Annotated in this window: 19 protein-coding genes; 14 read left to right on the forward strand and 5 right to left on the reverse strand. The window is 64.0% G+C overall.

The genetic code is table 11. The features are described 5' to 3' along the window. Positions 1–42: 42 nt before the first annotated feature. On the reverse strand, positions 43–1302 hold the full coding sequence (locus tag VSR82_RS32310) for an RsmB/NOP family class I SAM-dependent RNA methyltransferase (protein WP_368584786.1): 1260 nt from the start codon (positions 1300–1302) through the stop codon (positions 43–45). Further along, positions 1299–1952 carry a phosphoribosylglycinamide formyltransferase gene (purN, locus tag VSR82_RS32315; protein WP_429458158.1) on the reverse strand — a complete coding sequence of 218 codons (654 nt, stop codon included), beginning with the start codon at positions 1950–1952 and terminating at the stop codon, positions 1299–1301. Before purN ends, VSR82_RS32310 begins: the two co-directional genes overlap by 4 nt. A gap of 129 nt (positions 1953–2081) precedes the next feature. Between purN and VSR82_RS32320 the strand changes: the two genes are divergently transcribed. The 6 genes from VSR82_RS32320 to dut all read left to right on the forward strand — a co-directional run bounded on the left by VSR82_RS32320 (position 2082) and on the right by dut (position 9544). After that, on the forward strand, positions 2082–3077 hold the full coding sequence (locus VSR82_RS32320; RefSeq protein ID WP_176105244.1) for a bifunctional riboflavin kinase/FAD synthetase: 996 nt from the start codon (positions 2082–2084) through the stop codon (positions 3075–3077). A 166-nt stretch (positions 3078–3243) separates the two neighbouring features. Next, complete coding sequence (gene ileS / locus VSR82_RS32325) at positions 3244–6081, forward strand: isoleucine--tRNA ligase (RefSeq protein ID WP_498858388.1); 2838 nt, start codon at positions 3244–3246, stop codon at positions 6079–6081. Then, positions 6081–6587 carry a signal peptidase II gene (gene lspA, locus VSR82_RS32330; protein WP_368584783.1) on the forward strand — a complete coding sequence of 169 codons (507 nt, stop codon included), beginning with the start codon at positions 6081–6083 and terminating at the stop codon, positions 6585–6587. The genes ileS and lspA overlap by 1 nt, the downstream gene beginning before the upstream one ends. A 127-nt stretch (positions 6588–6714) precedes the next feature. Continuing rightward, entirely contained in the window at positions 6715–7932 is a 1218-nt protein-coding gene (coaBC, locus tag VSR82_RS32335; protein ID WP_498858389.1) for a bifunctional phosphopantothenoylcysteine decarboxylase/phosphopantothenate--cysteine ligase CoaBC, read from the forward strand. A gap of 81 nt (positions 7933–8013) precedes the next feature. Continuing rightward, on the forward strand, positions 8014–9030 hold the full coding sequence (locus VSR82_RS32340) for an LLM class flavin-dependent oxidoreductase (RefSeq protein ID WP_429458153.1): 1017 nt from the start codon (positions 8014–8016) through the stop codon (positions 9028–9030). A 67-nt stretch (positions 9031–9097) separates the two neighbouring features. Next, a complete protein-coding gene (gene dut, locus VSR82_RS32345) occupies positions 9098–9544 on the forward strand; it encodes a dUTP diphosphatase (RefSeq protein WP_013090304.1) in 447 nt (148 codons plus the stop codon). Positions 9545–9692: 148 nt separating this feature from the next. Here dut and clpA read toward each other — a convergent pair whose 3' ends face one another. Continuing rightward, a complete protein-coding gene (gene clpA, locus VSR82_RS32350; protein ID WP_368584780.1) occupies positions 9693–11990 on the reverse strand; it encodes an ATP-dependent Clp protease ATP-binding subunit ClpA in 2298 nt (765 codons plus the stop codon). Next, positions 11987–12301, reverse strand: coding sequence for an ATP-dependent Clp protease adapter ClpS (gene clpS, locus VSR82_RS32355; protein ID WP_008919570.1), 315 nt, complete (start codon positions 12299–12301; stop codon positions 11987–11989). The genes clpA and clpS overlap by 4 nt, the downstream gene beginning before the upstream one ends. 556 nt (positions 12302–12857) lie before the next feature. On the opposite strand from clpS, the gene cspD reads away from it, so the two are divergent. Beyond that, a complete protein-coding gene (cspD, locus tag VSR82_RS32360) occupies positions 12858–13064 on the forward strand; it encodes a cold shock domain-containing protein CspD (RefSeq protein ID WP_176105238.1) in 207 nt (68 codons plus the stop codon). Positions 13065–13257: 193 nt separating this feature from the next. On the opposite strand, the gene icd is transcribed toward cspD, so the two are convergent. Continuing rightward, the gene (gene icd / locus VSR82_RS32365; protein ID WP_429458150.1) at positions 13258–14514 is read right to left on the reverse strand and encodes an NADP-dependent isocitrate dehydrogenase; all 1257 of its coding nucleotides are present in this window, start codon (positions 14512–14514) and stop codon (positions 13258–13260) included. A gap of 274 nt (positions 14515–14788) precedes the next feature. On the opposite strand from icd, the gene VSR82_RS32370 reads away from it, so the two are divergent. From VSR82_RS32370 to VSR82_RS32400, 7 genes are all read left to right on the forward strand, one after another. After that, positions 14789–15358 (forward strand): pseudouridine synthase, encoded by a 570-nt coding sequence (locus tag VSR82_RS32370; RefSeq protein ID WP_429458148.1) that lies wholly within the window; start codon positions 14789–14791, stop codon positions 15356–15358. 441 nt (positions 15359–15799) lie between these two features. Then, a complete protein-coding gene (locus tag VSR82_RS32375; protein WP_083788686.1) occupies positions 15800–15991 on the forward strand; it encodes a hypothetical protein in 192 nt (63 codons plus the stop codon). 144 nt (positions 15992–16135) lie between these two features. Next, positions 16136–16651, forward strand: coding sequence for a DUF192 domain-containing protein (locus VSR82_RS32380; protein WP_368584777.1), 516 nt, complete (start codon positions 16136–16138; stop codon positions 16649–16651). Between the two features lie 336 nt (positions 16652–16987). Beyond that, positions 16988–19096, forward strand: a complete 2109-nt coding sequence (gene fusA, locus VSR82_RS32385; protein ID WP_368584776.1) for an elongation factor G — start codon at positions 16988–16990, stop codon at positions 19094–19096. Positions 19097–19256: 160 nt separating this feature from the next. Beyond that, complete coding sequence (locus tag VSR82_RS32390) at positions 19257–19784, forward strand: cupin domain-containing protein (RefSeq protein WP_368584775.1); 528 nt, start codon at positions 19257–19259, stop codon at positions 19782–19784. 48 nt (positions 19785–19832) lie between these two features. Beyond that, a complete protein-coding gene (locus VSR82_RS32395) occupies positions 19833–20927 on the forward strand; it encodes a HoxN/HupN/NixA family nickel/cobalt transporter (RefSeq protein WP_498858390.1) in 1095 nt (364 codons plus the stop codon). A gap of 231 nt (positions 20928–21158) precedes the next feature. Further along, positions 21159–22832: an ABC transporter substrate-binding protein gene (locus tag VSR82_RS32400; RefSeq protein WP_429458141.1), complete on the forward strand. Its 1674-nt coding sequence runs from the start codon at positions 21159–21161 to the stop codon at positions 22830–22832. The last annotated feature ends 38 nt before the right edge of the window (positions 22833–22870 follow it).

Genomic DNA, 22870 nt, shown 5'->3' on the forward strand with positions numbered 1-22870 from the left:
ATTCATCGGCCAATCCGCGCGCGCCGGCCTGCAGCCGGTTGCCTAGCTCTGGCGCTCGAGCACGGCGGCGAAGAAGCCGTCGGTCGCGTGGCGGTGCGGCCACAGCGACAGGTAGTCGCCCATCTCCAGCTCGATGCGCTGCTCGGCGAGCACGTCGCGCACGGGCACCAGCGCGAAATCAGTGTGGTCGGCGAGGAACTGCTGCACGACCGCCTCGTTTTCCGCGTCGAGAATCGAGCACGTGGCATAGACGAGCCGCCCGCCCTTCTTCACGAGACGCGCCGCGCTCGCCAGAATCGACGCCTGCTTCGGCGCCAGCTCGGCAATCGACTCCGGCGACTGGCGCCACTTCAGGTCCGGATTGCGGCGCAGCGTGCCGAGGCCGCTGCACGGCGCATCGACGAGCACGCGGTCGATCTTGCCAGCCAGACGCTTGATCTTCGCGTCGTGTTCGCTGTCGATCAGCACCGGGTTCACGTTCGACAGACCGCTCCTCGCGAGACGCGGCTTCAGCTTCGCGAGACGCCGCTCGGAGATGTCGAACGCGTAGAGCCGGCCGGTCGAGCGCATCGCCGCGCCGAGCGCCAGCGTCTTGCCGCCCGCGCCGGCGCAGAAATCGACGATCATCTCGCCGCGCCGCGGCGCGACCAGCGAGCACAGCAGTTGGCTGCCCTCGTCCTGCACTTCGAGCCAGCCCTGCTGGAACGCGTCGAGCTTCGTCAACGCCGGCTTGCCGACCACGCGCACGCCGAGCGGCGCGAACGGCGTCGCGCCTGCCTCGATGCCGGCCTTCGCCAGCGCGCCCAGCACGTCGTCGCGGCTCGCCTTGATCGGGTTCGCGCGCAGATCCAGCGGCGCGGGATAGTTCAGCGCGGCGGCCAGCTGCGCGAGCTCAGGGCCCTCGAAACGCGTGCTCAAAGCCTGGCAGATCCAGTCGGGCAGATTCAGGCGAATCCGCAGCGGCAGGCTTTCCGGGTCGATCTTCGACACGTGTTCGAGCCACGTCGCCTCGGCCTCGGTGACGAACGGCTTGAGCGCCGAGCGTCCGACCGTTTGCATCAGGCCCAGCAGGGCCATGCGGCGCGCCGGGCTGCCGGTGCCGCTTTCGGCCAGATGCGCGAACTCCATCCGGCGGCGCAGCACCGCGAACACCGCCTCGGCGATCACACCGCGCTCGGCGTGGCCGAGCTTCGGATGCGCGCGGAAGAAGCGGCTCGTGGTGGCGTCAGCGGGGCCGTTCAGCCGCAGTACTTCGGCCAACAGCGTTTCAGTTTGTCCAATCAGGAAACCATGCAATCTCATGCGCCCTCTCCGGCGGTGTGACCGGCAAAGAGCCATTGCGGCTCCGACGGCGTAAGCGTGACGCGCGAGCCGTCCAGAGCGAGACGCCCTTCGACGAACCAGCGCACCGCGCGTGGATAAATGATGTGCTCGGTGGCGAGCACGCGTGCGGCGAGCGTCTGTGCGGTATCGCCCGCCTCGACAGGCACGGCCGATTGCACGACGATCGGCCCGTGATCCAGCTTTGATGTGACAAAATGCACCGACGCGCCGTGGAACCGCACGCCGGCGTCGAGCGCCTGCTGGTGAGTCTGCAGGCCCGGAAAGCTCGGCAGCAGCGACGGATGCACGTTCAGCATGCGCCCGGCGTAATGGTCGACGAAGCGCTCGGTCAGCACCCGCATGAAGCCCGCGAGCACGACGAGGTCCGGCGCGATAGCGTCGATCTGCTCGGCGAGCGCCGCGTCGAAGCTGTCGCGATCCGGAAACTGGCGGTGGTCGACCACCGCCGTGGTGATGCCATGCGACGCCGCGAATGCGAGCCCCGCGGCATCGGGACGGTTGGCAATCACGGCGGCGACCCGCGCCGGCCAGCCTTCGCTCGCGCAAGCGCGCACGATGGCTTCCATGTTGCTACCCCGCCCGGAAATCAGGATGACGAGTTTTTTCATGCGCGGATTTTATCATTCGGCAATCGCCCGACCGCGACCGCGCAGCCGTCTATTGCGCCAAGCGTTTATAATCGATTGTTTTGCGGCACCCTACCCGCGTCCCTATTGCAATCGCAGCAATCCGCTATCGTGAGAGTCTTCCGCGGTCTTCCCAATGCCGAGAGCCGCGCGCCGTGCGCGCTGACCATCGGCAACTTCGACGGTGTCCACCGCGGCCACCAGGCTCTGCTCGCGCACGTGCGCGCGGCCGCCAACGCGCGTGGCCTGCCCGTCTGCGTGATGACCTTCGAGCCGCACCCGCGCGAGTTCTTCAACCCGGCCGGCGCGCCGCCGCGCATCGCGATGCTGCGCGACAAGCTCGAGGCGCTGCGCACCAACGGAGTCGACCGGGTCGTCGTCGAGCACTTCAATCACACGTTCGCGAGCCAGTCGCCCGATGCATTCGTCGAGCGGATCATCGTCAACGGCTTGCACGCGCGCTGGATCATGATCGGCGACGACTTCCGCTACGGCGCGAAGCGCGCCGGCGATTTCGCGTCGCTGCGGGAGGCCGGCAAGCATTACGGCTTCGAGGTCGAACAGATGGCGACGGTCGCCGATCCGTCGGGCGCGCGCATCTCGAGCTCGGGCGTGCGCGCGGCGCTGGTCGCGGGCGACCTCGACTCGGCGCGCGCCGCGCTCGGCCGCGACTATCTGATCAGCGGCCACGTCACCCATGGCATGAAGCTCGGCCGCGATCTCGGCTTTCCGACGCTCAATCTGCCGATCGCGCACAAGCGTCCGGCTCTGGCCGGCATCTTCGTCGTACAGGTGCACGGCATCGCCGAGCACCCGCTGCCGGGCGTCGCGAGCCTTGGCCTGCGCCCCACCGTCGACGATTCCGGCCGCGTGCTGCTCGAAGTGCACCTGCTCGATTGGCACGGCGATGCGTATGGCAAACTCGTGCGCGTCGAATTTCTGAAGAAGCTGCGCGACGAGGAGAAGTTCGTCGACCTCGAAACGCTGACCGCCGCGATCGCGCGCGACGTCGCCAATGCGCGTGCATGGTTCGCCGCGGTGGGCGCCGGCACGCCGGGCAGCCGTTCCACCGGTTTCGCCACTTCGGCCACCGACCGAATTAGATAACCGCCGCGGTTCGGGCCGGCGCGCCGCGCCGCACGAACCGTCGCCGCGCGCATCGAAGGGCATCCGGGCTTCACGCGGGGCCGCCTGCCGGGCGCGCCCCGCTCCTCGCGCAGCGCGCAATCCGCGCGCCGCTACGCATAGAAACGAATTCACCGCCACCCACATCATGAGCAACAAGAAAGCCGATTCGAAACCGCAGTCCCGCTACCCGGTCAACCTGCTCGACACGCCGTTTCCGATGCGCGGCGACCTGCCCAGGCGCGAGCCGCAATGGGTCAAGGACTGGCAGGAACGCAAGGTGTACGACAAGATCCGCGCCGCCTCCAAGGGCCGCACGAAGTTCATCCTGCACGATGGCCCGCCGTATGCGAACGGCGACATCCACCTCGGCCACGCGGTGAACAAGATCCTGAAGGACATGATCGTCAAGGCGCGCAATCTGGCGGGCTTCGACGCGGTCTACGTGCCGGGCTGGGACTGCCACGGCATGCCGATCGAAATCCAGATCGAAAAGCAGTTCGGCAAGTCGCTGCCGGCGGCCGAAGTGATGCAGAAGGCGCGCGCCTACGCGACCGAGCAGATCGAAAAGCAGAAGGCCGGCTTCCGCCGCCTCGGCGTGCTCGGCGACTGGGACAATCCGTACAAGACGATGAACTTCGCGAACGAAGCCGGCGAAATCCGCGCGCTCGCGAAAATCATGGAAAAGGGCTACGTGTTCCGCGGCCTGAAGCCGGTCAACTGGTGTTTCGACTGCGGCTCGGCGCTCGCTGAAGCGGAAGTCGAGTACAAGGACAAGACCGATCCGACCATCGACGTGCTGTTCAGCTTCGCCGAACCGGAGAAGACCGCGCAGGCGTTCGGCCTCGCCGCGCTGCCGCGCAACGAAGGCGGCATCGTGATCTGGACCACCACGCCGTGGACCATTCCCGCCAACCAGGCGCTGAACCTGCACCCGGAAATCGTCTACGCGCTCGTCGACACGCCGCGCGGCCTGCTGATCCTCGCCGAGGAACGCGTCGAGGACTGCCTGAAGCTGTACGGCCTCGAAGGAAAGGTCATCGCGACGACGCCGGGCGAAAAGCTCGTGAACCTGCGCTTCAATCACCCGCTCGCGTCCGCGCACCCGGGCTACAAGCGCACCGCACCGGTCTATCTGGGCGACTACGTGACGACCGAAACCGGCACCGGCATCGTGCACTCGTCGCCCGCGTATGGCGTGGAAGACTTCGTGTCGTGCAAGTCGCACGGCATGGCCGACTCGGACATCATCAATCCGGTGATGGGCGACGGCCGCTACATCGAATCGCTCGCGCTGTTCGGCGGCCTGTCGATCTGGGCGGCGAATCCGCAGATCGTCGAGGCGCTGCAAGGCGCCGGCGCGCTGCTGCGAACCGAAAAGTACACGCACAGCTACATGCACTGCTGGCGCCACAAGACGCCGATCATCTACCGCGCCACATCGCAGTGGTTCGCCGGCATGGACGTGAAGCCGAACGACGGCGACAAGACGCTGCGCGAGACCGCGCTCGAAGGCATCGAGAACACGGCGTTCTATCCGTCGTGGGGCAAGCAGCGCCTCTTCAGCATGATCGCGAACCGCCCGGACTGGACGCTGTCGCGCCAGCGCCAGTGGGGCGTGCCGATGGCGTTCTTCGTGCACAAGGAAACCGGCGAGCTGCATCCGCGCACGCTGGAGTTGCTCGAACAGGTCGCGCAGCGCGTCGAAAAGGAAGGCATCGAGGCATGGCAGACGCTCGATCCGCGCGAGCTGATCGGTGACGACGCGAACCTGTACGAAAAGAACCGCGACACCCTCGACGTGTGGTTCGACTCGGGCACCACACACTGGCATGTGCTGCGCGGCTCGCACAAGGACGAGCTGCAGTTCCCGGCCGACCTGTACCTCGAAGGCTCGGACCAGCATCGCGGCTGGTTCCATTCGTCGCTGCTGACCGCCTCGATGCTCGACGGCCGCCCGCCCTACAACGCGCTGCTCACCCACGGCTTCACCGTCGACGGCGAAGGCCGCAAGATGAGCAAGTCGCTCGGCAACGGCATCGATCCGCATGAAGTGGCGAACCGCCTCGGCGCGGAAATCATCCGCCTGTGGATCGCGTCGACCGATTACTCGGGCGAGCTCGCGATCTCCGAAGAAATCCTGAAGCGCGTGACGGAAGGCTATCGCCGTATCCGCAATACGCTGCGCTTCCTGCTCGCGAACCTGTCGGACTTCGACTTCGCGCAGCACGCGCGTCCGGTCGAAGACTGGCTGGAAATCGACCGTTACGCGGTGGCGCTGTCGGCGAATCTGCAAAACGACATCCTCGCGCACTACGAGAAGTACGAGTTCCACCCGGTCGTCGCCAAGCTGCAAACGTTCTGCTCGGAAGACCTGGGCGGCTTCTACCTCGACGTGCTGAAGGACCGCCTGTACACGACGGCGCCGGATTCGGTCGCGCGCCGCTCGGCGCAGACCGCGCTCTATCACATCGCTCACGGCCTGCTGCGCGTGATGGCGCCGTTCCTGTCATTCACCGCGGAAGAAGCGTGGAAGTTGTTCCAGCCGAACAGCGAAACGATCTTCACCGAGACCTACCACGCGTTCCCGGCCGTGCCGGACGCGGGCGCGCTGCTCGACAAGTGGACGCTGCTGCGCGCAGTCCGCGGCGACGTGACGAAGGCGCTCGAAGAGGCTCGGGTCGCGAACCTGATCGGCTCGTCGCTGCAGGCGGAAGTCGAAATCCGCGCGAGCGGCGCGCGTTACGACGCGCTCGCGAGTCTCGGCGACGACCTGAAGTTCGTGCTGATCACGTCGGCGGCGAGCGTCGTCAAGGTCGATAGCGAAGCGGACGAAGGTGTCGAAGTGATCGCCTCGAAGTACCTGAAGTGCGAACGCTGCTGGCACTATCGCGCGGACGTCGGCGCGAACCCCGAGCATCCGTCGCTGTGCGGCCGCTGCTTCAGCAATCTGTTCGGCAGTGGCGAAACGAGGAGCGCGGCATAATGGCGAGAACCATGTCGAAAACGTCCACCGCAAGCGGCTCGCTCGCACCCTGGCTCGGCATCGCGCTGATCGTCATCCTGTTCGACCAGCTGACGAAAATCGCGGTGCGCAAAGTGTTCGCCTACGGTGTGCCGCACGAGGTTACGCCGTTCTTCAACCTGATTCTCGTGTTCAACCGCGGTGCCGCATTCAGCTTCCTCGCGATGGCGGGCGGCTGGCAGCGCTGGGCGTTCACCGCGCTCGGCGTGATCGCGGCGCTCGTGATCTGCTACCTGCTCAAGCGGCATAGCGGGCAGAAAATGTTCTGCACGGCGCTCGCGCTGATTCTCGGCGGCGCGCTCGGCAATGTGATCGACCGGCTCGCGTACGGCCACGTGATCGACTTCCTCGACTTCCACGTGGGCGGCTGGCACTGGCCGGCGTTCAATCTCGCCGACAGCGCGATCACGATCGGCGCGATCCTGCTCGTGATCGACGAGCTGCGGCGGGTACGCGGCACACGCTAACGTCGCCGACGTGAGGCACGGCCGCGGTTGCGAGAGCCGCGCCTCACGTCCGGTTTGAAACGCGCGGCGACGGAGACGGGCAACGCCCTCGCGCCGCCTCGCGATCACGCTTTGTCGGAGGCTTTCGTTGGCAACCGCTGAACTCGCAGGCAAACACCTCGTCCTCGGCATGACGGGCGGCATCGCCTGCTACAAGATCGCCGAACTGACGCGTCTGCTGACCAAGGCAGGCGCGACCGTGCAGGTCGTCATGACCGATGCGGCCACCCAGTTCATCACCCCCATCACGATGCAGGCGCTGTCGGGCCGGCCGGTCTACACGAGCCAGTGGGACGCTCGCGTGCCGAACAACATGGCGCACATCGACCTGTCGCGCGAAGCCGATGCGATCGTGATCGCGCCAGCATCGACCGACTTCCTTGCCAAGCTCGCGCACGGCATGGCCGACGATCTGCTGTCGACGCTGTGCATTGCGCGCGACTGCCCGCTGCTCGTCGTGCCGGCGATGAACCGGCAGATGTGGCAGAACCCGGCCACGCAACGCAACGCCGCGCAATTGCGCGCGGACGGCGTCGAAGTGCTAGGCCCCGATTCGGGCCCGCAGGCCTGTGGCGAGATCGGCGATGGCCGCATGCTCGAAGCGGCCGCGACCTACGAGGCGATCGCGTCGTTCTACGCGCCGAAGATCCTGTCCGGCCGGCGCGTGCTGCTGACCGCCGGGCCGACCTTCGAGCCGCTCGACCCGGTGCGCGGCATCACCAATCGTTCGAGCGGCAAGATGGGCTTCGCGCTCGCGCGCGCCGCGCAGCAGGCCGGCGCCGACGTGCATCTGGTGGCTGGTCCGGTCGCGCTGGAAACGCCGTGGGGCGTATTGCGCGAGGACGTGCAGACCGCTCAGCAGATGCACGACGCGGTGATGCGCGCGGTCGCGCAGGCGGACATCTTCATCGGCGTTGCGGCGGTGGCCGACTGGCGCGTCGACCACGTCAGCGATCGGAAGATCAAGAAGACCGCCGAGCGCACGCTGCCGAACTTTTCATTCGTCGAAAATCCGGACATCCTCGCCGCGGTCGCCCGGCTGCCGAAGCCGCCGTTCGCGGTCGGCTTCGCTGCCGAAAGCGACAATCTCGAAGTCCACGGCGAGGAGAAGCGCGCGCGCAAGAACGTGCCGCTGCTGATCGGCAATCTGGGGCCGCAAACGTTCGGGCTCGACGACAATGAAGTGATTCTGTTCGAAGCAGGCCGCGCGACGAAGCTGCCACGCGCCGACAAGCAGACGCTGGCGCGCGCGCTGATCGCGGAAATCGCGAAGCGTGTGCCGCCCGGCATCAGTCCGGTTGGCTGAACGAGCAAGCGACGGTGGGCCCGTCTGGCCCTACCGCCTTTGCCTGGCTAGCCGACCGGAATCACCTGGAGCACTACTGCCATGACGCTACTCTCCGTGCTCGATCAAACACCGGTGATCGCCGGCCATTCGGTGGCGGACGCGATCGCCGCGACCGTGGAACTCGCGCAGCTCGCCGACGATCTCGGCTACACGCGCTACTGGTGCGCCGAGCATCACGGCCTGCGCGGCGTGTCGAATCCCTGCCCTGAAGTGATGCTGGCGCGCCTCGGCAGCGTGACCAAACGCATTCGCATCGGCTCGGGCGGCATCATGCTGCCGTACTACAGCCCGTTCAAGGTCGCCGAGCAGTTCATGATGCTCGAGGCGCTGTTTCCGAACCGCGTCGATCTCGGCGTCGGACGCGCGCCGGGCGGCGACATGCGCACCGCGCAGGCGGTCGCCGCCGGCGCTTACAATCGCGGCGAGCTTTTTCCGCAGCAGGTCGCCGAGCTGCTCGGCCTCATGCACGGCGCGCTGCCCGACGATCATCTCGCGCAGGGTGTGCTGCTGCAGCCGCAGATCGAGACGCGCCCGCAGCTGTGGATGCTCGGCTCGAGCGAATTCGGCGGTCTGCTCGCGGCGCAGCTCGGCATCCGCTTCTCGTTCGCGCATTTCATCAACGCGCATTTCGGCAAGCAGGTCGCGCTGGCGTATCGCGAGCGCTTCCAGGCTGGCAACGAGGCATCGAAACCGTATCTGGCGGCCGCGGTCTTCGTGATCTGCGCGGACACCGAGCAGGAAGCCGCGGACCTCGAAAAAGCCGTCGATCTGCGTCGCGTGCAGATGGCGTATGGTCTGAACGAACCGATTCCGTCGATCGAGCAAGGCATCGCACAGGAATATGGCGAGCGCGAACAGCTCGTAATCGACCGCGAAAAGCCGCGCAGCATCATCGGCACGCCTGAGCGCGTGACCGAGCGGCTCACGGATTTGCAGCAGCAGTTCCAGGCCGATGAACTGATGGTGCTGACCGTCGCGGGCAGTTATCGCGCCCGCTTGCGCTCCTACGAACTGCTCGCCGAGGCGTTCCAGCTCGGCTCGAACCAGGCGGCTTGATCACAGAGGTTTTGCCAGAGTCCGCCGCGCGCCCCTCCACCACACCCACCCCCACTATCGAACCTGAATGAAACTCGACCTGAAGATTCTCGATCAGCGCATGCGCGAACAACTCCCCGCTTACGCAACGACCGGTAGCGCCGGCCTCGATCTGCGCGCTTGCCTCGACGAACCGCTGACGCTGAAGCCCGGCGAAACCGCGCTGGTACCGACCGGACTCGCGATCCACGTCGGCGACCCCGGTTATGCGGCGCTGATTCTGCCGCGCTCGGGTCTCGGCCATAAGCATGGGATCGTGCTCGGCAATCTGGTCGGCCTGATCGATTCCGACTACCAAGGCCAACTGATGATCTCGACGTGGAATCGCGGCGAAACGACGTTCGTGCTGAATCCGATGGAACGCCTCGCGCAACTGGTGATCGTGCCGGTCGTGCAGGCCAGGTTCAACATCGTCGAGGACTTCGAGGAAAGCGTGCGCGGCGCGGGCGGGTTTGGCAGCACCGGCAAGCATTGATCGATTGCCGCGACGCGGCGGCCGCGGCGTTCAGCGCACGCCGCCGCGAGCAGAAAGTCAGAGCATAAAAAAACGGCGCGGGATAAAACCCGCGCCGTTCTGTTTTTTTGTGTCAGGCCAGTTCGACTCGCCGCCGGCCTGACTGACATCACTCGACTTCCACCGCCTCCGGATTCGGATTACGCGGCGCCGGATGCTCGTCGAAGGTCAACTGCACCTTGTCCTCGGCATCGACGTCGACCGTCACACGGCCGCCGTTCATCAGCTTGCCGAACAGCAGCTCATCGGCGAGCGCGCGACGGATCGTGTCCTGGATCAGGCGCTGCATTGGCCGCGCGCCCATCAACGGATCGAAACCGTGCTTCGCCAGATGCTTGCGCAGCGCATCGGTGAACAGCGCATCGACCTTCTTCTCGTGCAGCTGATCTTCCAGCTGCATCAGGAACTTGTCGACCACGCGCATGATGATTTCCTCATCGAGCGCACGGAAGCTGATCGTCGCGTCCAGACGGTTGCGGAACTCCGGCGTGAACATGCGCTTGATGTCGACCATCTCGTCGCCCGCCTCGCGGCGGTTCGTGAAGCCGATCACCGACTTGCCCATCGCCTCGGCGCCCGCGTTCGTCGTCATGATGATGATGACGTTGCGGAAGTCCGCCTTGCGGCCGTTGTTGTCCGTCAGCGTGCCGTGGTCCATCACCTGCAGCAGCACGTTGAAGATGTCCGGATGCGCCTTCTCGATTTCGTCGAGCAGCAGCACGCAGTGCGGCTTCTTCGTGATCGCCTCGGTCAGCAGGCCACCCTGGTCGAAACCGACGTAGCCCGGCGGCGCGCCGATCAGCCGGCTCACCGCGTGACGCTCCATGTACTCCGACATGTCGAAGCGGATCAGCTCGATGCCGAGCGTGAACGCGAGCTGCTTCGCGACCTCGGTCTTGCCGACGCCGGTCGGACCGGAGAACAGGAACGCGCCGATCGGCTTGTCGAGCTTGCCCAAGCCCGCGCGCGCCATCTTGATCGCAGCCGACAGCGCGTCGATCGCCGGGTCCTGGCCGAACACGACGCTCTTCAGGTCGCGGTCGAGCGTCTGCAGCTTGCTGCGATCGTCTTGCGACACGCTTTGCGCCGGCACGCGCGCGATCTTCGAGATGATTTCCTCGATCTCGTTCTTGCCGATGGTCTTCTTCTGCTTCGACTTCGGCAGAATGCGTTGCGCCGCGCCCGCTTCGTCGATCACGTCGATCGCCTTGTCCGGCAAATGACGATCGGTGATGAAGCGCGCCGACAGCTCAGCCGCCGCCGACAGCGCACCCGACGAATACTTGACGCCGTGGTGCTCCTCGAAACGCGACTTCAGCCCGCGCAGGATCGCCACCGTCTGCTCGACGGTCGGCTCGGTCACGTCGACCTTCTGGAAACGACGCGACAGCGCCGCGTCCTTTTCGAAGATGCCGCGATATTCAGTGAAGGTGGTCGCGCCGATGCACTTCAGCGTGCCCGACGAGAGCGCCGGCTTCAGCAGGTTCGACGCATCCAGCGTGCCGCCCGACGCGGCGCCCGCGCCGATCAGCGTATGGATTTCGTCGATGAACAGAATGGCGTGAGGACGCTCCTTCAGTTCCTTCAGCACCGTCTTCAGACGCTGCTCGAAGTCGCCGCGATACTTGGTGCCAGCGAGCAACGCGCCCATGTCGAGCGAATACACCTGGGCATCCGCGAGGATGTCCGGCACTTCGCCGCGCGTGATGCGCCATGCGAGCCCTTCGGCGATCGCGGTCTTGCCGACACCGGCCTCGCCGACCAGCAGCGGATTGTTCTTGCGCCGGCGGCACAGCACCTGGACCACACGCTCGACTTCCGACTCGCGTCCGATCAGCGGATCGATGCGGCCGTCCTTCGCCATCTGGTTCAGGTTCTGCGTGAACTGGGCGAGCGGCGTTTCCTTCTGCGCGGCGGCTTCGTCGGACTCGGCATTCGCGTCGCTCGCTTTCGCGGCGTCGGAGCTGCTCGTCTTGGCGATACCGTGCGAGATGAAATTGACCACGTCCAGACGCGTGACGCCCTGCTGCTGCAGGTAGTACACCGCATGCGAATCCTTCTCGCCGAAGATCGCGACCAGCACGTTCGCGCCGGTCACTTCCTTCTTGCCGTTCGAGGTGGACTGCACATGCATGATCGCGCGCTGGATCACACGCTGGAAACCGAGCGTGGGCTGCGTGTCGACGTCGTCCGTGCCCGGCACGGTCGGCGTGTTGTCATGAATGAAGTTGCGCAGGTTCTGGCGCAGATCCTCGATATTGGCCGCGCACGCACGCAGTACCTCTGCCGCCGTCGGGTTATCCAACAGCGCGAGCAAAAGATGTTCGACCGTTATGAACTCGTGCCTTGCCTGGCGCGCTTCCATGAACGCCATATGCAGGCTGACTTCCAGTTCCTGGGCAATCATGCTTCCTCCATCACACACTGCAGCGGATGCCCGGCCTGCCGTGCGTGGGTAACGACTTGCTCGACTTTGGTCGACGCGATGTCCCGCGTATAGACCCCACAAACTCCCCTGCCCTCGCGATGCACCTTCAACATGACCTGCGTTGCGGTTTCACGATCCTTATTGAAATATTCCTGCACGATCATCACGACAAATTCCATCGGCGTGAAGTCGTCATTCAGCAGCACCACCTTGTACATGGACGGCGGCTTGAGTTTCTGCTCCTGCCGCTCCAGTACGGTGCCGTCCTGCTTGTCCGGGATAATCGCCATACACCCATTCTAAACAACTAGGACAGGCCCGCAATCCTGTCAAAACCCGGCCGCCTGGCCGATGAGCCCGTTCGCTGCCGCCCGGCGGTCACGACGCTGTCATGATTGGCCGGCCTGTCGCGTTTTCGACGGGCCGATTGCGGTGCCGGCCCCCATCCTGTCATGCACGGTGCGTGCTGCACCGCGGTCGGATCGAGTATCGCACAACCTGCCGGTACTGGCTTCGAGCGCTCGCCGCGCTGGGCGTCGGCGCCGCGGGCACAGTCAGCATGTGAGTCGATTATGCGACTTTTCAAGCCACGCCGCTTGCGCCACCGCACATACGGAAGCGGTAAAAACCCTGGAAAGCGGCCTGTTTGCAACGCGACAACGACGTCTCAAAATTTTCTTGACACTCGAATAAAGAGCCCCAACAATCAAGCTGGCACTTTTTTCACTAAGCCATAATTTCGAAAAAATGCCGATGGTGAGCTTGTGAGGAGGGGACGACTGCCTCGCGCAGTCGTGGCTTTTCGAGGGCTCGTGGTAGTGACATGAGTTACAGGGGAAGTTGGAAATGGCAACTGGTACGGTCAAATGGTTTAACGACGCCAAAGGTTTCGGATTCATCACGCCTGATGAGGGTGGTGAGGATCTGTTTGCACACTTCTCGGCCATCCAGATGAATGGGTTCAAAACCCTGAAGGAAGGTCAGAAGGTCACCTTCGAGGTTGTGCAAGGCCCGAAAGGCAAACAGGCATCGAACATTCAGACTCCTGCCTGAGGCGGCACTGCGGCGGTTCGTTACCCGTCCTTTCTGAAACCCGGCTTCTCGCCGGGTTTCTTTTTTGCGGCGGCTTTCTGTTGCAGCGGATTTTCCCGCATGGAAATCGCGTGAAACTTCCGGGTAAAAAAATACCCCGGCCGTTTGCTGGCGCCGAGGTTTTTATGCAAACCGGATAATCCCGGCGCATCAATTACATATTTTCGATCATCACTTGCCCAAATGCGGAGCACGACACCTGGGTCGCGCCTTCCATCAGACGGGCAAAATCGTAAGTCACGCGCTTTTGCAGGATCGATTTTTCCATCGAGCTGATTATCAGATCCGCCGCTTCGAACCAGCCCAGGTGGCGCAACATCATTTCCGCTGACAGAATTTCCGAGCCGGGATTCACGTAGTCCTTGCCTGCGTATTTCGGCGCCGTGCCGTGAGTCGCCTCGAACATCGCAACCGAATCCGACATATTCGCGCCCGGCGCGATACCGATGCCGCCCACCTGCGCGGCCAGCGCGTCGGAGATGTAGTCGCCGTTCAGGTTCAGCGTGGCGATCACGTCGTATTCGGCCGGGCGCAGCAGGATCTGCTGCAGGAACGCGTCGGCGATCACGTCCTTCACGACGACGTCGCCGCCGGTCTTCGGATTCCTGACCTTCATCCACGGACCGCCGTCGATCAGTTCCGCGTTGAACTCTTTCTGCGCAAGCGCGTAGCCGTAGTCGCGAAACGCGCCTTCGGTGTACTTCATGATGTTGCCCTTGTGCACCAGCGTCACCGAGCGGCGTTCATTGTCGATCGCATACTGGATCGCCTTGCGCACCAGACGCTCGGTCCCTTCGCGCGACACCGGCTTGATGCCGATGCCCGACGAATCCGGAAAGCGGATCTTCTTCACGCCCATTTCTTCGCGCAGGAACCTGATGATCTTCTTCGCCTGCTCGGACTCGGCCGGCCATTCGATGCCCGCGTAAATGTCTTCCGAGTTCTCGCGGAAGATCACCATGTTGGTCTTCTCGGGCTCACGCACCGGCGACGGCACGCCCTTGAAATACTGCACCGGACGCAGGCACACGTAGAGGTCCAGTTCCTGGCGCAACGCAACGTTCAGCGAGCGGATGCCGCCGCCGACCGGCGTGGTGAGCGGCCCCTTGATCGATACGACGTATTCCTTGACCGCCTGCAGCGTTTCGTCCGGCAGCCATACGTCCGGGCCGTACACCCGGGTCGCCTTCTCGCCCGCGTAGATTTCCATCCAGTGGATTTTCTTCTTGCCGCTGTACGCCTTCTCGACCGCCGCATCCACGACCTTGAGCATGACTGGCGTGATGTCCAGACCGGTGCCGTCGCCTTCGATGTACGGAATGATCGGCTCGTCGGAAACGTTGAGCGAGAAGTCGGCGTTGACGGTGATCTTATCGCCACCTGCCGGAACCTTGATGTGCTGATACGGCATGATCGGACTCCAGTGAAAGCCGTGCAAAAGCTGATGGGAGACTGCGAAAGAGATGCCCTCGCCGCGCAATGCCGAACCACCGCGAGCGGCCAGGCCGCTATTCTAGCCCACGCTCCAGGCACGACGCGGCCGCCCCCGGCGCCGGGTTTTCCAATATGGACGGACCACCGAACGCGCCACGCTCCTCTAAAAGATACAAGAATCTGCATCCCGATTTATGCATTATCATCCCGCCGTATCGCTCTGCCGTATTTGCTCTGCCGTCTCGCTCTCCATGCGCCTTCTCGCCCTCAACAAGCCGTTCGGCACCATCTGTCAATTTTCGCCACATGAGACGCGCGCGTCGCTTGCAGACTGGGTCAAAGTACCCGGTGTCTATCCGGCTGGCCGCCTCGACTCGGATAGCGAAGGCCTGCTGCTGCTCACCGACGACGGCGCGCTACAGGCGCGCATCGCTGAGCCGCGTCACAAGCTCGTCAAACGCTATTGGGCGCAAGTCGAAGGCGCGGTCGACGACGCCGCGTTGAAGCAGCTCGCACGCGGCGTCGATCTCGGCGACTACGTGACACGCCCATGTCAGGCGCGGTACGTCGAACCGTCTGGCCCGCTATGGACGCGCACGCCACCGATCCGCTATCGCGCTGCGATCCCGACCACGTGGATCGAACTGTTGATCACAGAAGGCAAGAACCGCCAGGTGCGTCGCATGACGGCCGCGGTCGGTTTTCCGACGCTGCGTCTCGTGCGCGTCGGCATCGGTGCGCTTGACATTTTTTCACTCGGACTACAGCCCGGTGAGAGCATCGAGTTGCGAGCGAACGCGCCATGGGATGGCGTCGTCTGAACGTGAATCAGCCTGCACGTGATCACTGCAAACACGTTTCACGGTCGTGACATTCAACGCTAACTCGTTGTAGCAGCACGCGAAACAATGCGTGAAACGCAAGCCCGAAGTGCGTGAAACAAATGAGCTCGCGCGAGCCTGAGCGATGCAGTTCGATCGCGTGCGATGAGGTTAAAAATTTCCGCGCAATTCGCGTCAACCGCCGTACAAGCCCACGCGTTATTCGACGCAGATGCCGCCGAAGCTATCCGGCATTCAGCCTTAAAGACCTTTGCATAAGCCGTTTTTGCGCGGCGAGTACGAAAGTCCGAACGCTAGCAGACGCGTCGAAAAATTTTGTTCGATGCGGCTGTCAACCGAAAGGTGGATGGCACGTTTACCGACATGACTCTACATTTGCCGGGTCATTTGGTTAATTAACTCAAGCTGAGGATTCACAAAATGAACAAACTGATCGCCGCTCTGGTCGCTGGCCTCTTCGCAACGGCAGCATTCGCACAAGCATCGGCACCGGAAGCAGCTCCGGCAGCTCCGGCAGCAGCTTCGTCGGCAAAGAAGACCACCAAGCACGCTCACAAGAAGTCGCACAAGAAGGCAGCAGCTGCTGCTGCAGCTTCGGCAGCTTCGGAGTAAGTTGCTTGTAAAAACGCAGTAAAGAACTAGCTTCATTGCCGTTCTTACGGCGTTGTAAGGCAGATCACCGCAAGGCGATCTGCCTTTTTGTTTTTGACGCGCTCGCGTAACATGCGCGAGTCGATTTCAGCAAGGAGTCTTGTCGTGCGATTTTCCATCCGCTCGTCGGTTGCGCGTTTCGCCGTTGCCGTTGCACTGCCGCTCGCGGCGCTGTCGTTCGCCGCTACCACGGCTCCCGCCCTGGCGCAGCAGATACCGCCGGGCGCCAAGCAGCCGAGCGAGTTTCCGCGGGTCAAGCTGACCGCCGGCATGTTCGTGATCGACGCGGCCGTCGCCGCCAACGACGCGGATCGCGAACAGGGCTTGATGTATCGCACGAAGCTCGGGCCGAACGAAGGCATGCTGTTCGTGTTCAACGAGAACGCGGGCCACTGCTTCTGGATGAAGAACACGCTGATTCCGCTGTCGATCGCGTTCATGCGCGCCGACGGCACGATCACCGATATCGACGAGATGAAGGCCGAGACCACCAACAACCACTGCCCGACGCACAACGGCGTGTTCGCGCTGGAAATGCCCAAGGGCTGGTTCACGGCCAAGGGCATCAAGCCGGGCATGCAGATCCAGGGCTTGCCGCCGGTGCCGGGTATCACGCAGTAAAGCCGTCACCGCCGGGCTGCGCCCCTGCGCGGCCCGCAGACGGCCACCCGAGCGTCCCCGTAAGTTGCCACTAGCCAGCCCGACCGTCCGCCTCGCTTTCCAGAAAAACCCGGCGCCTCAACCCGAGGCGCCGGGTTTTTTTCCGCCCGCGCAGCCCCGCGTGGCCGCCCTTCGCGCCGGCTGGCAGGATTCATGCAAAAGACCAATCGACGCGCTATCCTTGTAATCTCGATTTGGTAACGCCACATAAAGCACTAAAGCACCACCCAGACTCCCCGGACGGCTTACGCGGTCGCCCGGCATGCGTTTCAGGCGCGCCATTACAAGGAGATTCACGTGCCCCGCAAGACTCCCATCGAGCGCTACCGGAATATCGGCATCAGCGCTCACATCGATGCCGGCAAAACCACCACCACCGAACGGATCCTGTTCTACACCGGCGTGACCCACAAGATCGGCGAGGTTCACGACGGTGCGGCGACGATGGACTGGATGGAACAGGAGCAGGAGCGCGGCATCACGATCACGTCGGCGGCCACGACCGCGTTCTGGAAAGGCATGGCCGGCAACTACCCCGAGCATCGGATCAACATCATCGACACCCCCGGGCACGTCGACTTCACGATCGAAGTCGAGCGCTCGATGCGCGTGCTCGACGGCGCGTGCATGGTGTACGACTCGGTCGGCGGCGTGCAGCCACAATCGGAAACCGTGTGGCGCCAGGCGAACAAGTACAAGGTGCCGCGCATTGCGTTCGTCAACAAGATGGATCGCGTCGGCGCGGACTTCTTCCGCGTGCAGCGGCAGATCGGCGAACGCCTGAAGGGCGTCGCCGTGCCGATCCAGATTCCGATCGGCGCGGAAGAGCACTTCCAGGGTGTGGTCGACCTCGTCAAGATGAAGGCGATCTACTGGGACGACGCGAGCCAGGGCATCAAGTTCGAATATCGCGACATTCCGGCCGAACTCGCCGCAACGGCGAAGGAATGGCACGACAAGATGGTCGAGGCCGCGGCCGAGGCGAACGAGACACTGCTCGAAAAGTACCTGGGCGGTGAGCATCATCTGACCGAAGAAGAAATCAAGCAGGGTATTCGCGCACGCACGATCGCCAATGAGATCGTGCCGATGCTGTGCGGCAGCGCATTCAAGAACAAGGGCGTGCAGGCGATGCTCGACGCGGTGATCGACTATCTGCCGTCGCCGGTCGACGTGCCCGCGATCACCGGCCACGACGAGCACGACAAGGAGATCGAGCGCCATCCGAACGACGACGATCCGTTCTCGGCGCTCGCCTTCAAGATCATGACCGACCCGTTCGTCGGCCAGTTGATTTTCTTCCGCGTGTACTCGGGCGTCGTCAATTCGGGCGACACGGTCTACAACGCGGCCAAGGAAAAGAAGGAGCGCCTCGGCCGCATCCTGCAGATGCACGCGAACGAGCGCAAGGAAATCAAGGAGGTCTACGCGGGCGACATCGCCGCGGCCGTCGGCCTGAAGGAAGCGACCACCGGCGACACGCTGTGCGATCCGAATCATGTGATCATCCTCGAAAAGATGATCTTCCCGGACCCGGTGATCTCGCAGGCCGTCGAGCCGAAGACCAAGGCCGACCAGGAGAAGATGGGCATCGCGCTGAATCGTCTCGCGCAGGAGGACCCGTCGTTCCGCGTGCAGACCGACGAGGAATCCGGACAGACGATCATCTCCGGCATGGGCGAACTGCATCTGGAAATTCTGGTCGACCGGATGAAGCGCGAGTTCGGCGTCGAAGCAACTGTCGGCAAGCCGCAAGTCGCCTATCGCGAGACGGTGCGCAACAAGGTCGAGGACGTCGAAGGCAAGTTCGTCAAGCAGTCGGGCGGCCGCGGCCAGTACGGTCACGCGGTGATCGCGCTCGAACCTTCCGAACAGGGCAAGGGCTACGAGTTCGTCGACGCGATCAAGGGCGGCGTGATTCCGCGCGAATTCATCCCGGCCGTCGACAAGGGCATCCAGGAAACGCTGAAAGCCGGCGTGCTGGCGGGCTATCCGGTCGTCGACGTGAAGGTCACGCTGACCTTCGGTTCGTACCACGACGTCGACTCGAACGAAAACGCGTTCCGCATGGCTGGCTCGATGGCGTTCAAGGAGGCGATGCGCAAGGCGAAGCCCGTGCTGCTCGAACCGATGATGGCCGTCGAGGTGGAAACACCCGAGGACTTCATGGGCAACGTGATGGGCGACCTGTCGAGCCGGCGCGGCATGGTGCAAGGCATGGAAGACATCGCGGGCGGCGGCGGCAAGCTGGTGCGTGCGGAGGTGCCGCTCGCCGAGATGTTCGGCTACTCGACGTCGCTGCGCTCGGCCACTCAGGGCCGCGCGACTTATACGATGGAGTTCAAGCACTACGCCGAAACACCGAGCAACGTCGCCGAGGCCGTGATCAACGCGAAGAAGCAATGACGCTGACGCGGCGCCGCTGAGCGTCATCAGTCGAAGCCCGCTCCCTGTGAGCGGGCTTTTTTTTCGTGGCGCCGTTGGCATCGTCATGCCACACAGCCGTTTTTTGAACGTGCCAGAATGTCGAACAGGTACGCGGCACCCAAGCCGAGGAGGACGCACGATGAGCCAGGATCACGAACATCCGCATTACCGGGCCGAGCACGAAGCCGCCGAAACCGGCGGACAGATCGACTGGCGCGAGCACGGCGTGAAGGTCATCCGCGGCGATCAGCTCGACACCAACACCGCGCAAACGCCGGGCATGAACCGCGCGGCTGCGATCAACGCGGCGCGCGTCGGCGCGCAGAAGATCTGGGCCGGCACCGTAACGATCCATCCGAACGCGAAGACCGGCGCGCATCATCACGGCGCGCTCGAAAGCGTGATCTACGTGGTGCGCGGCCAGGCGCGCATGCGCTGGGGCGAGCATCTGGAATTCACCGCCGAGGCCGGTCCCGGCGACTTCATCTTCGTGCCGCCCTACGTGCCGCATCAGGAGATCAACGCGAGCACCGACGAGCCGCTCGAATGCGTGCTCGTACGCAGCGACAACGAAGCGGTCGTCGTCAATCTGAACATCGACGCGGTCGAGCAGCCCGAAACGGTCTACTGGGTCGATCCGATCCACAAGCATCCGCACGATCACTGAGTCGCTCATGCCTCATCATTCACCTGCCGACTGACCCGCCCGCGCCACATGACGCCTACCGCTTCGCTGCGCCGTCGCCTCGCCACGCTCTACGCGGTGCTGATCGTCGCCAACCTCGGCGCATGGCTGTGGGCGCTGATCGCGTTTCGCCACTACCCGCTGCTGCTCGGCACCGCGCTGCTTGCGTATGGCTTCGGTCTGCGTCATGCGGTCGACGCCGACCACATCGCGGCGATCGACGCGGTCACGCGCAAGCTGATGCAAACGGGCAAGCGGCCCCTCGGCATCGGGCTCGCGTTTTCGCTCGGACACTCGACGATCGTGATCGCGGCGACGATCGGCATCGCGTGGACCACGCATTCGCTGCATGGGCGCTTCGAGAGCTTCAAGGAACTCGGCGGCACGCTCGGCACGCTGGTTTCCGCGACATTCCTGCTGGTGCTCGCGGCGGTCAATCTCGTGATCCTGCGCGATGTGTGGCGCCGCTACCGGCACGCGCAACACGATGGCGCAGCGGCCACCGCGTCAACCGATTCGCTCGCCCCAGCCGGGCTGCTGTCGCGTGCGTTGCGGCCGCTGTTCCGGCTGGTCACCCAAAGCTGGCACATGTACCCGGTCGGCGTGCTGTTCGGGCTCGGCTTCGATACCGCGACCGAGATCGGCCTGCTCGCGATCGCTGCGTCGCAGGCGAGCACCGGTCTGCCGCTCTACTCGATCCTCGTGTTCCCCGCGCTCTTCACGGCCGGCATGACGCTCGTCGATTCAACCGACAACGTGCTGATGGTGCACGCGTACGGCTGGGCGATGGATGACCCGAAGCGCAAGCTGTACTACAACGCGAGCATCACGTTCGTGTCGGCGGTGGTCGCGATCGTGATCGGCGGCATCGAGGCGTTGGGACTACTGTCGGACCGCTTCGGCTGGAGCGGCGGCGTGTTGGATGCGATCGCCCGCATCAACGATCATTTCGGCGCGCTCGGCTATGCGATCGTCGCGGCCTTCATGGCGTGCTGGATCGGCTCGGTGCTGTTTCATCGCTGGAGACGGCCCGTTGCCGCCGAAGCGGCAGGTCAGCAGGTTTTTCCAGTGTCCCGCCATTCCCTCCGTAATCGCGACCACCTCTCGCGCGCACGTGTCCGGTAAACGTTGTGACGACGACACACCGCTCCTCATTTATCGGCGGACCGGCTAACGCTGCACGCCAGAGCCGCGAGCAATCGCTTACACTGAAACCGCTCTGCGCAGCGTTGCGCCTTCGCGACCGCGGCCCCGTCACCTCGCGCCGCCCATCGGGAAGCGCGCTGCCTTCCGCGCTGTCGCGCCGCTCGCGCGACGCTTCGGAACCAGCAACAGAACGGACTGGACACGCCATCGATGAAAACGCCAGCGGACCGATTTCTCGCCCCTGATGCATTGAACGAAGCCCGCCTCGCCGCCGACGCCTACGGCAACCACGCCCTCGACGAGTTCCTCGCCGGCCGGATCACGCGCCGCGAACTGCTGCGTTACGCGAGCGTGATCGGTCTTTCACTCGCGGGCGGCGGCTTGCTCGGCGCGCCGCGAGCGAGGGCGCAAGGTGCGCCGGCCCCGACGAACCAGACCATTCGCGTCGCGCATCTGACGCCGGCGGGCGCCGTCGATCCGCTAACCGTCACCGACGCCGCGAGTCTCGCGCTGCTAAACCAGACCGGCGAATTCCTGATCGACGACGACGGCGAGAAGCTGATGCTCAAATCCGCGCTCGCGCTGTCGTGGAAGCCGAACGACAAGGGCGACGTGTGGACCTTCAAGCTGCGCCCCAACGTCAAATTCCACGACGGCCAGAGCTTCGGCGCGAAAGACGTGGTCGCCACCTTCGACCGTCTCGCCGATCCCGCGAGCGGCTCGGCCGCGTTGTCGGTATTGAAGGGCGTGCTGTCCAAAGGCGGTGCGAAGGTCGTCGACGAACACACGGTCGAATTTCATCTCGACGCGCCGATCGGCAATTTCCCCTACTACGTATCCTCGGATAATTACAACGCGGTGATCCTGCCCGCGAATTTCGCGGGCAACTACGAAAAGAGCTTCATCGGCACCGGCCCGTTCAAACTCGAAAAGTATCAGCCGAAGATCGGCGCGTCGTTCGTGCGCAATCCCGACTACTGGGGCGACAAAGCGTTACCGCAACGCGTACAGTTTTCGTTCTATGCGGACGAACAGGCGCAACTGCTCGCGCTGCAAGGCCACCAGGCCGACGTGATGGGCACCTTCACCGTGCAGGGCGGCGCGGCCATCCTGAACAATCCGGACTACAAGGCAGTGGGCGTGAAGTCGAGCGCGCATCGGCAGATTCACATGCGCAACGACAGCCCGCTCTTCAAGGACAAACGGGTGCGCCAGGCGCTCGCGTTGTCGCTCGATCGCGACGTGCTCGTGCGCGGTCTCTTCAAGGGTCGCGCGCAACTCGGCAACGACAGCCCGTTCGCGCCGGTGTTTCCGTCGTCGGATGCAGGCGTGCCGCAACGCAAGATCGACGTCGCGAAGGCGAAGCAGTTGCTCGCGCAAGCCGGCGTGCCGAACGGTTTCGATGTCACGCTGACCACCGAAAAATACATGGAGATTCCAGACCTCGCGGTCGTCGTGCAGAACGCCGCGAAGGCGATCGGCGTGCGCATCAATCTGAAGGTCGAGAGCCAGTCGCTGTACTACGGCGCGGGCACGCCGGGCAAATCCGACTGGCTCGACGCGCCGCTCGGCATCACCGACTACGGTCATCGCGGCGTGCCGAACGTGTTCCTCAACGCGACGCTGACGAGCAACGGCACGTGGAATGCTGCGCACTTCAAGAATCCGCAATACGATCAACTGGTCGCGCAGTTCGTCTCGGCGATCGACCTCGCCACGCAGAAGAAACTCTCCGGACAGATCCAGACGCTGCTGCTCGACGAAACGCCGTTGATCATCCCGTTCTTCTACGATCAGCTGATCGCGATGCGCAAGGGCGTGAACGGCGTGCGCTTCACCGCGCTCGCGCAGCTGTATTTCGATCGCGCGACGCTGAGCGCGTAGGTACCGCGCTGCTCAACGCACCTCCGCACGAGAACTCA

Origin of the sequence: Burkholderia sp. JPY481 (assembly GCF_038900515.1) — a bacterium.
Classification (GTDB): domain Bacteria; phylum Pseudomonadota; class Gammaproteobacteria; order Burkholderiales; family Burkholderiaceae; genus Paraburkholderia; species Paraburkholderia youngii.